16 protein-coding genes are annotated in these 16,365 nt (G+C 70.7%); 13 read left to right on the top strand and 3 right to left on the bottom strand.

The features are described 5' to 3' along the window. Positions 1-5: 5 nt before the first annotated feature. Positions 6-926 (bottom strand): hypothetical protein, encoded by a 921-nt coding sequence (locus tag QC385_RS29460; protein ID WP_279544432.1) that lies wholly within the window; start codon positions 924-926, stop codon positions 6-8. A 132-nt stretch (positions 927-1,058) separates the two neighbouring features. Continuing rightward, a complete protein-coding gene (locus QC385_RS29455) occupies positions 1,059-1,439 on the bottom strand; it encodes an ArsR/SmtB family transcription factor (protein ID WP_279544431.1) in 381 nt (126 codons plus the stop codon). A gap of 96 nt (positions 1,440-1,535) precedes the next feature. Between QC385_RS29455 and QC385_RS29450 the strand changes: the two genes are divergently transcribed. After that, a complete protein-coding gene (locus QC385_RS29450) occupies positions 1,536-2,741 on the top strand; it encodes an MFS transporter (protein ID WP_279544430.1) in 1,206 nt (401 codons plus the stop codon). A 165-nt stretch (positions 2,742-2,906) separates the two neighbouring features. On the opposite strand, the gene QC385_RS29445 is transcribed toward QC385_RS29450, so the two are convergent. Further along, the gene (locus tag QC385_RS29445) at positions 2,907-3,461 is read right to left on the bottom strand and encodes a DUF4232 domain-containing protein (protein WP_279544429.1); all 555 of its coding nucleotides are present in this window, start codon (positions 3,459-3,461) and stop codon (positions 2,907-2,909) included. Positions 3,462-3,990: 529 nt separating this feature from the next. Here QC385_RS29445 and QC385_RS29440 point away from each other — a divergent pair. From QC385_RS29440 to QC385_RS29385, 12 genes are all read left to right on the top strand, one after another. Continuing rightward, on the top strand, positions 3,991-6,036 hold the full coding sequence (locus tag QC385_RS29440; protein WP_279544428.1) for a flavin monoamine oxidase family protein: 2,046 nt from the start codon (positions 3,991-3,993) through the stop codon (positions 6,034-6,036). Further along, positions 6,033-7,877, top strand: a complete 1,845-nt coding sequence (locus QC385_RS29435) for an alpha-keto acid decarboxylase family protein (RefSeq protein ID WP_279544427.1) — start codon at positions 6,033-6,035, stop codon at positions 7,875-7,877. Before QC385_RS29440 ends, QC385_RS29435 begins: the two co-directional genes overlap by 4 nt. A 25-nt stretch (positions 7,878-7,902) precedes the next feature. Then, positions 7,903-8,412, top strand: coding sequence for an inclusion body family protein (locus tag QC385_RS29430; RefSeq protein ID WP_279544426.1), 510 nt, complete (start codon positions 7,903-7,905; stop codon positions 8,410-8,412). A gap of 330 nt (positions 8,413-8,742) precedes the next feature. Next, entirely contained in the window at positions 8,743-9,111 is a 369-nt protein-coding gene (locus QC385_RS29425) for a hypothetical protein (protein WP_279544425.1), read from the top strand. A 77-nt stretch (positions 9,112-9,188) separates the two neighbouring features. Then, complete coding sequence (locus QC385_RS29420; protein WP_279544424.1) at positions 9,189-9,737, top strand: GNAT family N-acetyltransferase; 549 nt, start codon at positions 9,189-9,191, stop codon at positions 9,735-9,737. A gap of 10 nt (positions 9,738-9,747) precedes the next feature. Then, positions 9,748-10,659: a LysR family transcriptional regulator gene (locus QC385_RS29415; RefSeq protein WP_279544423.1), complete on the top strand. Its 912-nt coding sequence runs from the start codon at positions 9,748-9,750 to the stop codon at positions 10,657-10,659. A gap of 167 nt (positions 10,660-10,826) precedes the next feature. Continuing rightward, positions 10,827-11,996, top strand: coding sequence for a CaiB/BaiF CoA transferase family protein (locus QC385_RS29410; protein WP_279544422.1), 1,170 nt, complete (start codon positions 10,827-10,829; stop codon positions 11,994-11,996). Positions 11,997-12,015: 19 nt separating this feature from the next. Beyond that, complete coding sequence (locus QC385_RS29405; protein ID WP_279544421.1) at positions 12,016-12,789, top strand: crotonase/enoyl-CoA hydratase family protein; 774 nt, start codon at positions 12,016-12,018, stop codon at positions 12,787-12,789. 6 nt (positions 12,790-12,795) lie between these two features. Beyond that, complete coding sequence (locus QC385_RS29400) at positions 12,796-13,542, top strand: acetoacetate decarboxylase (protein ID WP_279544420.1); 747 nt, start codon at positions 12,796-12,798, stop codon at positions 13,540-13,542. Continuing rightward, positions 13,539-14,489: a 3-hydroxyacyl-CoA dehydrogenase NAD-binding domain-containing protein gene (locus QC385_RS29395; protein WP_279544419.1), complete on the top strand. Its 951-nt coding sequence runs from the start codon at positions 13,539-13,541 to the stop codon at positions 14,487-14,489. Before QC385_RS29400 ends, QC385_RS29395 begins: the two co-directional genes overlap by 4 nt. A 1-nt stretch (position 14,490) precedes the next feature. Then, a complete protein-coding gene (locus QC385_RS29390; protein WP_279544418.1) occupies positions 14,491-15,693 on the top strand; it encodes an acyl-CoA dehydrogenase family protein in 1,203 nt (400 codons plus the stop codon). Between the two features lie 183 nt (positions 15,694-15,876). Then, the gene (locus QC385_RS29385) at positions 15,877-16,299 is read left to right on the top strand and encodes a hypothetical protein (RefSeq protein ID WP_279544417.1); all 423 of its coding nucleotides are present in this window, start codon (positions 15,877-15,879) and stop codon (positions 16,297-16,299) included. The last annotated feature ends 66 nt before the right edge of the window (positions 16,300-16,365 follow it).

Below are 16,365 nucleotides of genomic sequence, written 5' to 3'. Positions count from 1 at the left end.
GGTGCTCACTGGCGGGCGAACTTCAGCACGGCACCGTCCTTGTTGTGGGCGACGACGTTCGCTTTCAGGCCGTTTCCGAACCCCGCCTCACCGCCCGCGCCTCCGAACTGCATCACGCCGCCCCCCGACTGGAAGGTGATGGAGTCGTCAGCCACGATGACGTGCACCTTCGTGCCCTTCGCCGTGATGTCCGCCGTAGACGTCACCAGGACCTCGCACGCACCGTCCGAGCAGGCCTGGTAATTCTTCCCGTCCGCCGCCTTGGGCAGCGGGCCGGTGGGGCCGGGCGCGGCCGGGTCCCCCTCCCCGGACGACTCGCCGGGCTTCCAGCCCGGCGCGCACTGCTCGGCCTGTTCATACGCCGCCGCGAGGCGCGGAATTCTCTTGGCCAGCGCGGGCAGGTCCGGCTGGGGCGGGGTGAGGGACTGCACCCGCTTGTCGACGTCCGCGACAGTGCTCTCGGCGTACTCGAGGCCCACCGCCGGTGACTGTGCTTCGAGCTCGTTCGCGACACTCCTCACCTTCTTCCGCAGGGCGTCGCGCAGCCGGTCGGCCGCGGGAACGCCCGACGGACCGAGGGCCTCCAGGCCGTCGGCCACGGTCTCCACGTCCGCCGGTGTCGAGGAGAGATAACTGAGGGCGCGGGCGTGGGCGAGCATCCCGGTCTCGTCGTCCGAGTCCCGGATCTCCTTCAGGTCCGCGGCGCTCTCCTTCCGCAGGTTCTGAAGCGCGACCGTCGACTCGCACATGTCACCGGCCCACGCGACGAGTTCGGACGACTGCGACGGTGACGATGACGGCGACCGGGCGGGCTTCGGCTCGGCCGACGACCTGGCGGCCTTCCCGTCCGTCCCGCCCTCCCCGCACCCCGCGACGGCCAGTACCAGCCCGGCGACCACGACCGCGACGCCCCTGCTCCTGCCCATCCGATGACCCCTCTCCGTGCTGCGGCCCTTTCCGGCGAGCCCAGTTCAGCCGGGGCACGGATTGTTCGGCCACCCGGTCCGCCGCCCGAACAACGTGTCCGGGCGGTCGTCGGTGGCGGTTCCCGCCTCAGCTCACGGCGTCTTCGGAGTCCACGCCGCCACCAGCTCCAGGAGGCCGGGGAAGCGGGCGTCGAGGTCGGCCACGCGGACGTGGCTGCGGCGCTCCAGGCCGTACTGGCGCTGACGGGTGACACCGGCCTCGCGCAGGGCCTTGAAGTGGTGGGTGAGGGAGGACTTGGGGCGGTCCAGGCCGAACCAGCCGCAGGAGTGGTCGAACGCCTCCGACTCCAAGAGGAGCTTGCGCACGATCGTCAGACGCAGCGGGTCGCTCAGCGCGCCCAGCACCGTCTCCAGGCGCAGTTCCTCGACCGCCGGCTCGAGCAGCGGTTCCGGCAGGTTCTCCGGTTCCGGCAGCACCTTGATGACCGGCACGTCGTGAGCCGTCGCGGACATGGGCAGTTCCCTGTCATCCGAATTGCTTGTACGAGTTTCATCGTACTGCATGCTAGGTTCGAAAAAACTCGTACTGAGCTCGCCGGAGGGATCCCCATGTCGGAACGTCAGGCCGCACTCCGTACCCCCACCTGGTGGGTGTGGCTGGCGGCGTGGCCGGTCACCGCCGTCTTCGTGCTGTCCAACGCGGCGACCCCGCTGTACGTGCTGTGGCAGCGGGACATCGGGTTCTCCAGGGGCACCCTGACCGTCGTGTTCGCGTTCTACATCGTCGGCCTGCTCGGCTCGCTGCTCGTCTCGGGCGTCGTCTCCGACCGGCTGGGACGCAAGCCCGTGCTGCTGCCCGCGCTCGTCCTCGCACTCGCCGCCTGTGCGATCTTCGCGACCGCCACGACCGTCACCGCGCTGCTCATCGCCCGGCTGTTCACCGGGATCGCCGTCGGCGCCGTCGTCTCCGCGGGCATGGCCGCCGTGACGGACGTGGCGGGACCGGAGCGTCGGCGGCTGGCCGCCCTGCTCGCCTCCTGTGCGATGGTCTTCGGGGCCGGCCTCGGTCCGCTGCTCGCCGGCGTGCTGTCCGAGACGCTGCAGGCGCCCACGGTGACCGTCTTCGCCGTCGAGGCGGTGCTGCTGGTCACGGCCGTCCTCGCCGTGCTGCGCATGCCCGTACGGCGTCCCGTCGCGCCCGGTAAGGGCGCCTGGGCGCGGGTGCCAGGCGTGCCGCGCGGCAACGGCGTCCATCTCGCCCTGGGAATCGCGGTGTTCGCCCCCGGTATCACCGCCACGTCGTTCGTGCTGTCGCTCGGCCCCACCCTGCTGACCGAACTGCTCGGCACCACCAGCCGGATCGTCGCCGGAGCCATGGTGTTCGCCATGTTCCTCGCCGCCACCGGCGTGCAGTTCGCCGTGCGGAAGCTGCCGCGGCGCACCGTCCTGACCGCCGGCGCGATCAGCACCGCCCTCGGTATGGCCGCACTGATCGCCGCCGTGCCCGCCTCGTCCGTCGTCCTGCTCGTCGCCTCCGCCCTGCTCGCCGGGGCCGGCCAGGGCATGGGCCAGCTGGGCGGCCTCTCCCTGCTCAACTCCACCGTCCCGCCGCAGCGGCTCGCCGAGGCCAACGCCGCTCTGAACGTGGGCGGTTACCTCCCGGCGGGTCTCCTGCCGGTGTCCACCGGCTACCTCATGGACGCGGTGGGACCGCCCACCGGGGCGACCGTCTTCGGCACCGCCCTGACGGGCCTGGCCGTCGTCGGCGCGCTCTTCGTCCTCGTGGGCCACCGCCGGGTTCCCGAACCCGCCTGACCGTCAGGCGGCCGGTCCCCTTCCCGGCCCCTGGCGGTCGACGTCCCCACGGGGAGTCTCAGGTGCGGCTCGGCCCGTCCGAACAGTCGGGCGCCTCACAGTCTTCACGTGCTCCGCGTCCCACGGCACCGCCATCACCGGCGGTGCCGTGGGACGCCGGACGGCTCAGCCGAACAGGGCGTCGTACACGTCGCTCTGCCAGTACGTGACGAAGTTGGCGCTGTTGAAGTACACACCGCCGTTGGGCAGTGGCAGCGTCGCGCCCTTGCCGAGCGAGCCGTTCAGGTTCTTGTTCGAGAAGTCCACTCCCAGGGTCTTGGCGATGTGGCCCTCGTAGCCGTCGGGGCTGGAGGTCCCGATGCCGGCGTACCCGGACTCGCCGGGAGCCAGAGTCACCACGGCCTGAGGCTCGCTGGAGTCCAGCCACGGGACGGGGGCCTGGGCGTCGGCGCCGGCGGCCAGGTAGGGCGCGCCGTAGAGGTTGCAGGGCTTGGTGCCGGTGTTGGTGGCCGTCAGGAGCAGGGTGTTGATGGGCCGGGAGACCTTCTCGACGGTCAGCTTCGTGTTCGCCGCGGTGCAGTCGACGGTCGCGGCGGCCTTCTGCGGGGTGGCGGCGGAGGCCGTCTGGCCCGCGGCCTGGACACCGACGAGCGCGAAAGCGGCGGCGGCGACCAGGGAGGAGGCGGCCACGCGGGTGGTGAAGCGCTGTGCGATAGGCATGCGTTGAACTGCTTTCTCTGAGTTTCGAGTTTCCTGAGTTCCGGATTTCCGGAATGGAATCTCCCGGTTCATGGATGCCGGCCGTACAGATGTGCGGCCGAGACCGGAAGTTGAGATCGGCGTCACCGCCCTCGAAGGGGCGGCGTGCTTCGATGACCGAAGCTTGCGCCACGTTCCGTCCCACCCGCCATTCCCATCGGACCTTTTGGGACGCTGGGATGGCGGCACCGGCTCTGACCAGGGGTAACGCCCTCCTCGTGGGATGCGGAACGGGATGGAGGGCTGGTGGGGCCGGCTGAGGGGGCGCGCTGCGTGCGCCGCAGGTACCGGGATTTCCGAATTCCCGCATTCCGTAAGTGAATTGCCTGTCCGGTGTGATCCGTATTCCCTTCCGCCCCTGCTGGATCTTCCGTATTCGAAAGGGGGTGCGGGCAAGCTCAAATTGCGCCAAGCGGTGCGATCGCTGCTTTCAGGACTTTGTTCGCGGTAAAACCGCGAAATCGTTCCGGCATATATACGATCCCAAGCTATGACCGACTTACCTCGGGACGACTCGGCCACCCGTGCCCGCTGGCAGACCTGCCTCAGGCTCGCCCGCGAACTCCTCCTCGTCGGGCCGGACGGCACCGACCTCAAACTCGGCTATCTGCACACCCTGATAGACACGGGCCGCCTCGGCCCCACCACTCACCCGCGCAAGAAGATCCTCGTCATCGGCGCCGGCATCACCGGTCTCGTCGCCGGCCGGCTGCTCAAGGACGCCGGACACGACGTCACCATCCTGGAAGCGAACGCCAGCCGGGTCGGCGGACGCATCAAGACCTTCCGCTCCACCAAACACCACCAGCCCTTCGACGACCCGGCCCAGTACGCCGAGGCCGGGGCCATGCGGCTGCCCGACTTCCACCCGCTGGTCCTCGCCCTGGTCGACAAACTCGGGCTCGGCCGCCGCCAGTTCTACAACGTGGACGTGGTCCCCGGCACCGGCAGCGGCCCCGACGTCCCCGTGCCCCCGGTGACGTACACCTCCTTCACCGGCCGCACCTGGACCTACGGCGACGACAGCCCCGACTTCCGCGAACCCGACAAGCGCGGCAACTCCTGGATCCGCGCCAACCGCACCCAGGTGCGGCGCGCCGACTACGCCGCCGCCCCCGAGCGGATCAACGAGGGCTTCCACCTCACCGACGACGAAGTCCGCGCCCCCGTCGTGAAGATGGTCGACGACGCGCTGGAGAGCGTGCGCGACTACTACTCCGACATCGTCGACGGCAAGCGCGTCAACAAGCCCCTCGAGGAGTGGGTCGAGGGCTGGGCGCGGGTGGTCCGCGACTTCGACGGCTACTCGATGGGCGGCTTCCTGCGCGACCACGCCGGACTCAGCGACGAGGCGATCGAGGCCGTCGGAACGCTGGAGAACATGTCCTCGCGGCTGCATCTCTCGTTCTTCCACAGCTTCCTGAGCCGCAGCGACATCAACCCCGGCGTCCGCTACTGGGAGATACCCGGCGGCAGCTGGCGCCTGCCCCACGCGCTGCACCAGGGCCTGCGCGACGAGGTGCGGCTCGGCCACCGCATGATCCGCCTGGAGTACCACGACCCCAGCCGCGACACCGACCCCGAGGGCACCGGCGCCGTCGGGCCCGACGGGTGGGGCGTGGCCGTGCAGACCGTCACCGAGAACGATCCACAGGCCCCGCCGCGCCTGTGGACGGCCGACCTGGCGATCGTCACGATCCCGTTCTCCGCCCTGCGGTTCGTGGAGATCGTCCCGTCGATGTCGTACAAGAAGCGCCGGGCCGTCATCGAGACCCACTACGACCAGGCCACCAAGGTGCTGCTGGAGTTCAGCCACCGGTGGTGGGAGTTCACCGAGGACGACTGGCGCGACGAACTCGACCGCATCGCACCCGGCTTGTACGAGTACTACCGGCTGGGCGGCCAGGTGGACACCGACACCGACACCGCCCTCTCGCTCTCGGAGTCGGGCACCGACCTGCTGGCGGCCGCCGTCAAGGACAGCAGCGTCACCGAGGAGATGCGGCAGCTCAACAGCACCCTGCCGCTGCGCGGCCCCGCGCTCCGCCCCGCCACCCACTGCTTCGGAGGAGGCTCCGCCACCGACAACCCCAACCGGTTCATGTACTACCCGTCGCACCGGGTCGAGGGCAGCACCGGCGGCGTCGTGCTCGCCTCGTACTGCTGGTCCGACGACGCCGCCCGCTGGGACTCCATGCGCCCCGCGGAACGCTACGTCTACGCCCTGCGCAACCTCCAGGCCCTGCACGGCCGGCGTATCGAGGTGTTCTTCACCGGACGCGGCGCCACCAAGAGCTGGGCCCGCGACCCGTACGCCTTCGGCGAGGCCGCCATCTACACCGCGCACCAGATGACCAGCTTCCACCTGGACGTCTCCCGGCCCGAAGGCCCCGTGCACTTCGCCGGAGAGCACACCTCCCTCAAGCACGCCTGGATCGAGGGCGCCCTGGAGAGCGCCGTGCGTGCCGCCCTCGCCGTCCACCAGGCCCCGCCGGTCACCACCCCGGGCGCGGACCGGGACGGGGGCCACTGGTGATCGCGATCGAACCCGGGTGCACGGTCGCCCGCTACCTCGCCCTGCGCCTGGCCGAGCTGGGCATCACCCACCTCTTCGGCGTCCCCGGCAACCACCTCGGCCCGTTCCTGACGACCCTGCGGGCCGAGGGCGACATCGAGTGGGTCGGCACTCCCACCGAGGGCGGGGCGGGCCAGGCCGCCGACGCCTACGCCCGTATCCACGGTATCGGAGCGGCCGCGGTCACCTACAGCGTCGGCGCGTTCAACCTGCTCAACGCCTGCGGTGGCGCCTACGTCGAACAGGTCCCGCTCGTCGCCGTCAACGCCTCCCCGCCCTACGAGCAGTGGCAGAACTACAGGGCCGTCGGCCTGCTCACCTCGCACATGAGCCCCCGCCCGGAGAGCAACCTGGACGTCTACCGGCAGGTCACCGTGGACGCCCAGGTCATCTCCAACCCGGGCCTCGCCCCCGGCCAGATCGACGCCGCGCTCACCGCGTGCCTCTCCGAGCGCCGGCCGGTCTACCTGGAGGTCATGGAGGACCTCTGGGACGAGCCCTGCCCCGAGCCGCAGGCGCCGATCGTCCCCCGGGAGCGGCCGTTCAGCGCGCGCAACCAGCCCATGCTGGACAAGGCCGTGCAGGCGGTCCTCACCCTGGTCGAGGAGCACCCCGGCACGGACGGCAGGCCTCGCCCGATCATCTGGGCCGGCGAGGAGATCGACCGGTTCCGTCTCGGCGGGCAACTCACCGACCTGGTGGAGGCGACGGGCGTGCCGTTCTGCACCACCGTCGGCGCCAAGGCCGTCGTCGACGAGGACCTGCCGCAGTTCCACGGCGTCTACAACGGCGGCGCCAGCCACCCGGACGTGCACGCCGTGTTCAAGGACTGGGCCACTTGTCGCATCGGGCTCGGCGCCTGGTCCACATCGAAGAACCTCGGCGGGGAGCAGTGTGTCGGCGGCGACTGGGTGATGGTCGCGCACGGCGGCGTCAGCGTCGGCACCTCCTACTTCCCCGACGTCCAGCTCACACAGTTGCTGCCCGCCCTCCAGGACGCGCTGGTGAAGGCGTACGGCTCGGGGGGCCTGGCCGCCGACTACTACGCGGAGTCCTACGCCCACCACGGACCGCTCGGCGACCGCCCCGCGGCCCTCGGACACCACCGCGCCTCGCTCCGCGCCGCCGGTTCGGCAGCCCCGCACGGCGCCGGCCCACGCCTCACCTACGACGGCGTGTTCGACCGGATCAACCACTTCCTGAACCACGAGACGCGGGAGGACTGGACGGTCGTCTCCGACGCCGCGTTCTCCCTCATCGGCTCGATGAACCTGTCCCTGCCGGCGGGCGGCTTCCTCTCGCAGGTCAGCTGGCTGTCCATCGGCTGGTCGGTCGGCGCGGCCACCGGCGCCGCGTTCGCCCCCGAGCGCGGCGACGCCCGCCCGATGGTGTTCGTCGGTGACGGCGCCTTCCAGGAGACCTGCCAGGAACTCTCCACGCACACCAGGCACGGGCTGCGGTCGGTGGTGTTCGTCATGGACAACGGCCACTTCTACGGCGTCGAGCAGATGCTGGTGCATCCGCGGTACTACGCGGACGAGGACGCCGCCGACCCGGACTTCTACAACGTCCTCCACCCCTGGCACTACGACCGCCTCGCGGACGTCTTCGCCGGCAAGCACACCCCGGCGCACGGCGTCACCGTCGCGCACACCGCGGAACTCGACGACCTCCTGGGCCGCCTCACCGACCCGGCCGACCCGCTCAACGCCGGACCGCTCCTGGTCCGCGTCCGACTGCACCGCCACGACTACCCGCGGGCGATGGCATACAAGGTGCCGAAGCCCTCCCACACCAGGTGAGTCCCGTATTCGAAGGGGGCAAGACATGGCTGAACTCAACGTACTGATCTCGTTCGACGCGGCCACGATCGTCGAACAGAACCCGAACGCGTCACGCAACCCCGACGCGCCCACGCAGGTCGACCCGCGCCTGATCTACATGACCACCCGCCAGGACCACATCGTCGGCACGTCGGGCGCCGAGCTGAACCTGCGCGCCGAACCCGGGGACAGCATCAAGTGGCGGGAGACGACCCTGTCGCTCGGCAGCGAGTACAAGGCACTGCTCTACCGGTACGTGAGCAGCGACAGCCAGCACCGGCTCATCAGGACGCCGGAGATCGAGGTGGTCAGCGGCATCTACCCGCTGCCGAAGGAGGGAACCGAGGGCAGGCCGGAGTTCGAGACCCAGCGGTACCAGGACCACTACTGGCGCACGACCGTCAAACAGCCCGGCAAGGTCGTCTACCACTTCTACTTCCAGATCCTGGACCGTCACCGCCAGTTGAAGGGGTACTTCCAGTGGGACCCCTTCATCACCATCGAGGACTCCTGACCCACGCGCGGGCGGCGGTCACACCGACCGCCGCCCGCGCGAGCGGACGGAACCCCGCGGCCGGGTCCGCACGCCCTGCTCCGCCCGCATTCGCGCGGCAGTGGGGCAGTCCCCGGGTTGTTGTGAGGGAGTGGTGGAGCCGGCCGATCACGCGCTCGACCGCGTGCGAAGATCACGACGAGCGCGCGTTCGCGCGCCGCGTGGCACGGGGGTGCATTGCGTGAGCGGCCTGTCCTGGTTCCGGCTGCTCGCTGTTCGGTCGTTGCGGAAGACGGGCGTGTACCTCCGGCCCGCTGACACACCGCCCGCTATGCGAGCACGGAGGAACATGTGAAGTCACTGAAGCGACGGGGTCTCACCGTAACCACGGTCCTGGCCACGGCGGCCTTCGTCGCCGGGGCGTTCGGCGCCACCGCGGCGTCGGCCTCGACACAGAGCACCACCACGAAGGCCTCGACCCGCGCCTGCGCCGGAGGTGACTACGTCAAGGCACACGAGAGCGTGAAGATCCGCAAGTCGAAGAAGCTCAACTCCACCGCCCTGGGCCTGCTGCCCAAGGGCAAGAAGGCCAAGCTCCTGAAGTGCTCGGTCGACCTCGCCGGCACCTACTCGCTCTGCGGCTGGGACGACGACAACCGCTGGCACCACATCTCGTACCGGGGCATCAAGGGCTACGTGCCGCTCGCCTGCGTGGTCTAGGGAGCGTCTTGCCGCCCCCGGCGTGACGGCAGCGGTCCTGAGGGATCGTCGTCGGACGGTTGTGCGACGATCCCCGCGTGAATGATCTACGCGTGCGCCCGGCCACCGAGGCCGACCTGACCACCCTCGTCCGTCTCCGCGACGCCGCGGCTCGCTGGATGCTGGCCCGCGGTGTCACCGGGCAGTGGCGGCCGGGGGAGCTGGACGAGGAGCACTTCCTTCAGGTCATGGCACAGGGCGAGGCCTGGCTCGGGGAAGCCGGCGGGCGGATCCTGGGCGCGTGGGAGCTGTGGTGGGAGGACGAGGACGCCTGGGGGCCGCAGCCACCCGTGGCCGGGTACGTGCACCGGCTCATGGTGGACCGGAGCGCCGCCGCGCCCGGGACGGGGCGACGGCTGCTGGAGGCTGCGGAACGCCGGGTGGCCGAGGCCGGGCGAACCCGGGTCCGCCTGGACTGCCTGGCGGGGAACGCGCAGCTCAACGCCTATTACGGGCAGGCCGGTTACCGGGTCGTGGGCCACAAGGAAGGCAAGCCGCAGCCGTGCGGGACGCCCAAGTCGTTCACCCTGCTGGAGAAGGAACTCTCCGGTCCCGCAGCCCCGGGGACCTCCACCCACAGCGGTTAGGGTGAACCGCGTGGAGCTCCTGCACCTGCGCTATTTCGTCGCCGTCGCCCAAGAACTGAACTTCTCCACCGCGGCCCGCAAACTGCACATGGCGGCGTCACCGCTGAGCAGGCGGATCAAGGACCTCGAGAACGAACTCGGACACCGGCTGTTCGACCGCGACACCCATCATGTGCGACTCACCCCGGCCGGCAGCGCGCTGCTGCCGATCGCCCGCGGGGTCCTGGAGCAGGTCGACTCCATCCAGTGGCGGCTGGACGAGACGGCCCGGCCGCGGCGGACCACCCTGCTGCTCGGCGTCCCCAGCGGCATCCATCCGGACCTGCGTGCACGGATGGACGCCCTCGCCGAACGGGTCGGCGACCGGTTCGAGATCAAACGCTGGCCGGGCGGCACCGAGCGTCTGGTCGACGCCGTGTGCGACGGCAGACTGGCGCTCACCCTGGCCCGGCTCCCGGTCGGCGGCGACCCGGCCCTGGAGCAGCTGCCGGTGATGTCGGAGCGGCTCGGCGCGGTCGTGCCGAGGGACCGGTTCGCCGGGCGGGAGTCGATCGCCCTGGCGGAACTGTCCGGGCTCGCCTACGCGGGCTCGCCCACGGCCGTGACCAACGCCTATTTCCGCGGCCTCGACCAGCAACTGGCCGAACTCGGCATCAAGAAGCGTATCGAAATCGGCAGTGCGACATTCGACGGAGTTTCCGAGATAGTGTCCAGCGGCCTGGCGTTCTCCATTTCCATGCTGGATCCGCGAAGCCCCGTGCAGAATCACCGCCTCGACAATGTGACCGTCCTTCCCTTCTCGGATTTCCATCCCCACCTGGAGACCGGACTGCTGTGGCGCAAGGACCGTGCCAACGGCGGTGACCTGGAGGAAGTGGTCGCATCCGCCCGCGAGATCTTCGCCGAGCCGCTCCATACCTGACCCGCCCAAGCATTCGGAAAAGCATTCACCAAAGGCGGTATGACCACAGCGGTCATGCCGCCTTTCGTTAATCGGTCACTCCATTCGTTTCCGTCCTCCGCCTCCTCCTTGCTAATTTAGTTGTCAGATACACATACATGGTGAAGCGAGGAGTTGAAGGAAAAGCGATGACGGACATCACGGACACCGCCACCGGCCCCCTGGAGGGCATCCGCGTGATCGACCTGTCGACCGTGGTGATGGGCCCCTACGCGGCACAGATCCTCGGCGACCTGGGCGCCGACGTGATCAAGATCGAGTCGCCCGCCGACACCGTGCGCGTGGGCCACTACCGCACCACGCCGGGCATGACCCCGCTGAACCTCAACGTCAACCGCAACAAGCGCAGCGTGGCCCTCAACCTCAAGGACGACACGGACCGGGAGCGGGCGCTGCGGCTGATCGACACCGCCGACGTGCTGATCACCAACATGCGGCCGGGCGCACTGCACCGCCTCGGCCTGTCCCACGACGACATCGCCGCCCGCAACCCGGGCCTCGTCTACGCGCACGCCCAGGGCTTCCGCAGCGACTCGGACCGGGCGGGCAACGCCGCCTACGACGAGACCGTGCAGGCCGCGTCCGGCCTGGTCGACATCGCCGACCGCGCGCTGGGCGAGCCCGTCTACCTGCCGACCATCATCGGCGACAAGGTCTCCTCCCTGACCATCGCCTACAGCGTGCTCGCCGCCCTGCTCCACCGGAACAGGACCGGGCAGGGCCAGCTCGTCGAGATCCCGATGACGGACACCCTCATCGCGTTCAACCTGGTCGAGCACCTGGCCGGACACACCCACGTCCCCGAGACGGGCCCCACCGGCTTCGCCCTGTCGATGCTCAAGGGCCACAAGGCGGTGCGCACCAAGGACGGCCTGGCCTGCGTCATGCCGTACAACCCGCGGAACTACCGGGACTTCCTCACCGCCGCCGGACGCCCCGACCTCGCCGAGGACCCGCGTGTGAACGGGGACGCCATCGACAGCGCCGACCACGAGGACCTGGCCGCGCTCCTGGAGAGCTGCGCCCCGGCGCTGACCACCGAGGAGTGGGCGGAGGTGTGCGCCAAGCACAGCATCCCGATGGCCCCGGTGCTGGAACTGGACCGCGCCCACGAGGACCCCTACGTCCGCGACGGCCACCTGCTCGACACCGTCGAGCACCCGACCGAGGGCGCGGTCCGCACCATCGGCATCCCGCTGCGCTTCTCCGCCACCCCCGGCTCGATCCGCCGTCTGGCGCCGGTCGCCGGCCAGGACACCGAGGACGTCCTCGCCGAGCTCGACACCGCCGCCCGCTGACCATCACAGGAGGACAGCCATGAGCACCCCCACCACTCCCGTACGCACCGAGCGGATCGGCTCCACCCTGCTGATCACCCTCGACCGCCCCGAGGCCCGCAACGCCGTGAACGCCGCGGCCGCGGCCGGACTGGCCGCCGCACTGGACGAACTGGAGGCCGACCCCGAGCTGCGGGCCGGTGTCCTGACCGGCGAGGGCGGCACGTTCAGCGCCGGCATGGACCTCAAGGCCGCGCTGCGCGGCGAGTCGCCCGAGGTCGAAGGCCGCGGCTTCGGCGGCCTGACCGAGGCCGAGCCGGCCAAGCCCCTGATCGCCGCCGTGGAGGGCTACGCCATGGGCGGCGGCTTCGAACTGGCCCTGGCCTGTGACCTGATCGTCGCGGCCGAGGACGCCCGGTTCGGGCTGCCCGAGGTCAAGCGCGGGCTGATCGCGGCGGGCGGCGGCGTGATCCGGCTGCCCAAGCGCGTCCCGCACCACCTGGCCATGGAACTCCTGCTGACCGGCGAGCCCGTCGACGGCCGCCGCGCCGGCGACCTGGGCCTGGCCAACCGGGTCACGGCCACCGGCCAGGCCGTCGCCGAGGCGCTCCGGCTGGCCGAGCGGCTCGCGGGGAACGCCCCGCTCGCGCTCGCGGCCGTCAAGCGCGTCGTCCGCGCCGCCGGCGGGGCGCCCGACGCCGACGCCTTCGCCTTCCAGCGCGGGGAGATGAAGACCCTGATGGCCTCGGCGGACGTACGCGAGGGCATGACGGCCTTCGCCGAGCGCCGCCCCGCGCGGTGGACGGGACGGTGAGCCGCCATGCAGGCCGAGGACGTACGACAGCACCTCACCACCCCGCTCACCAGCCCGGCGTACGCGCCGACGGTCCCGCGGTTCACCGACCGTGAGTACCTCAACGTCGTCTACCGCACCGACCCCGACGCGCTGCGGGCCGTCGTCCCCGAACCGCTGCGGATCGGTGAACCCCTGGTCCGGTTCGAGGTCATGAAGATGGGCGACGTCAGCGGATACGGCCCCTACACGGAGGCCGGCCAGGCGATCCCCGTCAGCTTCGAGGGCGAGCACGGCGAGTACCTGCACGCCATGTACCTCGACAACTTCCCGGCGACCGCCTCCGGCCGCGAGGTCTCCGCCTACCCGAAGGTGCTCGGCTCGCCGTCGCTCACCGTCGACTCCGGCGCGCTCGTCGGCACCCTCGACCACGGCAGCCTGCGGGTCGCCACCGCGACCATGGGCTACAAGCACCACGAGCTGGACCGGCGCGAGGCCGAGGCACAGATCACCGTGCCGACGTTCATGCTCAAGACCATTCCGGGCTACGACGGGCTGCCGCGGGTGCAGGAACTCGTCCGCACGCGCATCACCGACGTCACCGTCAAGGAGGCGTGGACCGGCCCCGCCCGGCTCCAGCTGTTCCAGCACGTCCTCGCCCCGCTGGCCGACCTGCCGGTGCTGGGGATCGTGTCAGCCAGTCACCTCCTCACCGACCTGACGCTGTCCGGCGCCGAGCCGGTCCACGACTACCTGAAGGGAGCCGCGTCATGACCCGCACCTTCCGTACGGCCGCGGTGATCGGCGCCGGGACCATCGGACTGTCCTGGACGGCGCTGTTCGCCGCGCACGGCCTGACCGTCCGGGTGAGCGACCCGCGACCGGACCTCGCCAAGGCCGTGGACGAGGCCCTGGCGCGGTCCGCCCCGCAGCTGGCCGCCCGCGGCCTGGACGTGACGGGCCTCGCCGGCCGGGTGCACCTCGCCCCCGACGTCACCGAGGCGGTCCGGGACGCGGACGTCGTTCAGGAGAACGGCCCCGAGCGCGTCGAGTTCAAGCAGGACCTGTTCGTCACCCTGGCACGGGAGGCACCACACCACACCCTGCTGCTCAGCTCCTCGTCGGCCATCCCGTCGACCGAGTTCACCAAGGAGCTGGCGGACGACGACGCCGCCCGCGTCCTGATCGGCCACCCCTTCAACCCGCCGCACATCCTCCCGCTGGTCGAGATCGTGCCCGGCGAGCGCACCGGCGAGGACGCCGTGCGGGCCGCGGTGGACTTCTACACCTCGGTCGGCCGCACCCCGGTCGTCGAGCGCAAGGAGATCCCCGGCTTCGTCGGGAACCGGCTCCAGAACGCGCTCAGCCGCGAGGCCGTGTACCTCGTCGAGCAGGGCGTGGTGACACCCGAGGAGCTCGACACGGTGATGACCAACTCGCTGGGGCTGCGCTGGGCCACGGTCGGGCCGTTCCTCGGCTCGCACCTGGGCGGCGGACCCGGCGGCTACCGGCACATGGCCGAGCACATCGGCGCCTCGATGCAGCGGATGTGGGCGGACCTCGGCACCCCGTCCCAGAGGCACGACCAGCAGGAACGGCTCATCGCAGCCGTGGAACGGGCCTACGGCTCCGCCACGTACCCGGACCTCACCGGGACGCGCGACCGCAGGCAACTCGCTGTCCTGTCCGCCCTGGACAGCGCCGACAAGGAGGAGAACTGAGATGACCACCACGACGGAACCGCTCGAAGACCAGCTCGCCGCGGACTTCTACGCCTACGAGACGCTGCTGCCGGACGAGGAGCGCAAGATCCTCCTCAAGGCCCGCGCCCTCATGCGCGACGAGATCAAGCCTCTGGTCAACGCCAACTGGGCCAAGGGCGAGTTCCCCCGGGAACTCGTCGGCATCTTCCGCGACAGCGGCCTCGCCGGCCTGCCCTACGAGGGCTACGGCGAGCACCGCCCCGCCGTCTCCAACCTGCTCAGCGGCATGCTGGCGATGGAACTGAGCCGCACCGACGCCTCGGTGGCCACCTTCTTCGGCGTCCACAACGGACTCGCGATGTACTCCGTCCACTCCGGCGGCGATCAGGAACAGCGCGACCGCTGGCTCCCGGAGATGGCCGCGATGGACAAGATCGGCGCGTTCGCCATGACCGAGCCGCTCGGCGGCTCCGACGTCGCGGGCGGCATGCGCACCACGGCCAGGCGCGAGGGCGACACCTGGGTCCTGAACGGCGCCAAGAAGTGGATCGGCAACGCGACCTTCGCCGACTACGTCGTGGTGTGGGCGCGGGACGCCGACGACAACCACGTCAAGGGCTTCGTCGTCGAGAAGGGCACACCCGGCTTCGAACCGGCGAAGATCGAGGGCAAGATCGCCTTCCGCATCGTCGAGAACGCCGAGATCACCCTGACCGACGTCCGGGTACCGGAGGCGAACCGCCTCCAGAACATCAACTCCTTCCGCGACGTCGCCGAGATCCTGCGCGCCACCCGCAGCGGGGTGGCCTGGCAGGCGCTGGGCGTCATGGCCGGCGCCTACGAACTGGCCCTCGACTACGCCCGCGAGCGCCGTCAGTTCGGCAGCCCGATCGGCGGTTTCCAGCTCGTGCAGGACCTGCTGGTCAAGAGCCTGGGCGACATCACCGCGTCGTGGGGCATGCTGGCGCAGCTCGCCCGGTTGCAGGACGCCGGCGTCTTCCGCGACGAACACTCCGCCCTGGCCAAGGCGTTCGTCACCGCGCGGATGCGGGAGGTCGTGGCCCGGAGCCGGGAGATCTTCGGCGGCAACGGAATCCTCCTGGACCACGACATCGCCAGGTTCTTCGCCGACGCCGAGGCGATCTACTCCTTCGAGGGCACCCGCGAGATGAACACCCTGATCGTCGGCAAGGCGATCACGGGCCAGAGCGCCTTCGTGTGACGCCCCGCCGCCGGGACACGACCCGGTGCGGCTGGACCGGCCGGTCCGGACGAAGCAACCCCAGGTCTTGGACCTGGGGTTTCGTCATGCCCGGCGGCGTCGCCCGACTGTCCGGTTCGAGTGTTTCACTGAACAGCTGTGAGTGGGACCCTGACGAGCACCCTCGGGGAAGGAAGCACCGGCATGATCGAGTGGAGACCGCTGGGCACCGGAGCCAGGCCCGTTCCGAGGCCCGTGGCGACACCGCTGGTGTGGGCCGGGGCGTTCGGCGGCGCGCTGGTGCTGGTGGCAGTCCTCAACGCCGTGGTGGGGACCGGCCGTCCGGGACTGGCCCTGCTCGCGCTGTCCCTGCTGGCCGCGGTGCTCGGCCTGTGCGCGCGCTTCGCGGCGGCCCCCGGCACGGCCGTCCTGTGCTGGCTGTTCCTCAACGGCTTCGCCATCCCGCCCGCGGGCACCCTCACCTGGGCCGGCCCCCGGGACACCACATGGCTGGCCTGCCTGCTCACCGCCACGCTCGTGGGCACGGCCCTGGCCCGCCTCGCCCACGCCCGCGCGGCCTACCGCCGCCTGGCACCCGGGCGGGGCGACGGACCGTCCGGCTCCTGACCTCCGGTTCCGCCGCCCCGGGCCGACGGGTGGCCCGAACCACCCGCCGCCTACCCCTCGTTACGG

Source organism: Streptomyces sp. DH10, from assembly GCF_029813805.1.
GTDB classification, from domain to species: Bacteria; Actinomycetota; Actinomycetes; order Streptomycetales; family Streptomycetaceae; genus Streptomyces; species Streptomyces coeruleofuscus.
The sequence above is the reverse complement of the archived record's forward strand: the minus strand, read 5'-3'. Positions and strand labels throughout refer to the sequence as shown.

What these genes read in the sequence shown, in the direction of transcription:
- QC385_RS29400 (WP_279544420.1), top strand. Translation starts at nt 12,796, where the DNA reads ATGCAGGCCGAGGACGTACGACAGCACCTCACCACCCCGCTCACCAGC.
- QC385_RS29460 (WP_279544432.1), bottom strand. Translation starts at nt 926, where the DNA reads ATGGGCAGGAGCAGGGGCGTCGCGGTCGTGGTCGCCGGGCTGGTACTG.
- QC385_RS29430 (WP_279544426.1), top strand. Translation starts at nt 7,903, where the DNA reads ATGGCTGAACTCAACGTACTGATCTCGTTCGACGCGGCCACGATCGTC.
- QC385_RS29455 (WP_279544431.1), bottom strand. Translation starts at nt 1,439, where the DNA reads ATGTCCGCGACGGCTCACGACGTGCCGGTCATCAAGGTGCTGCCGGAA.
- QC385_RS29385 (WP_279544417.1), top strand. Translation starts at nt 15,877, where the DNA reads ATGATCGAGTGGAGACCGCTGGGCACCGGAGCCAGGCCCGTTCCGAGG.
- QC385_RS29410 (WP_279544422.1), top strand. Translation starts at nt 10,827, where the DNA reads ATGACGGACATCACGGACACCGCCACCGGCCCCCTGGAGGGCATCCGC.
- QC385_RS29390 (WP_279544418.1), top strand. Translation starts at nt 14,491, where the DNA reads ATGACCACCACGACGGAACCGCTCGAAGACCAGCTCGCCGCGGACTTC.
- QC385_RS29445 (WP_279544429.1), bottom strand. Translation starts at nt 3,461, where the DNA reads ATGCCTATCGCACAGCGCTTCACCACCCGCGTGGCCGCCTCCTCCCTG.
- QC385_RS29395 (WP_279544419.1), top strand. Translation starts at nt 13,539, where the DNA reads ATGACCCGCACCTTCCGTACGGCCGCGGTGATCGGCGCCGGGACCATC.
- QC385_RS29440 (WP_279544428.1), top strand. Translation starts at nt 3,991, where the DNA reads ATGACCGACTTACCTCGGGACGACTCGGCCACCCGTGCCCGCTGGCAG.
- QC385_RS29405 (WP_279544421.1), top strand. Translation starts at nt 12,016, where the DNA reads ATGAGCACCCCCACCACTCCCGTACGCACCGAGCGGATCGGCTCCACC.
- QC385_RS29450 (WP_279544430.1), top strand. Translation starts at nt 1,536, where the DNA reads ATGTCGGAACGTCAGGCCGCACTCCGTACCCCCACCTGGTGGGTGTGG.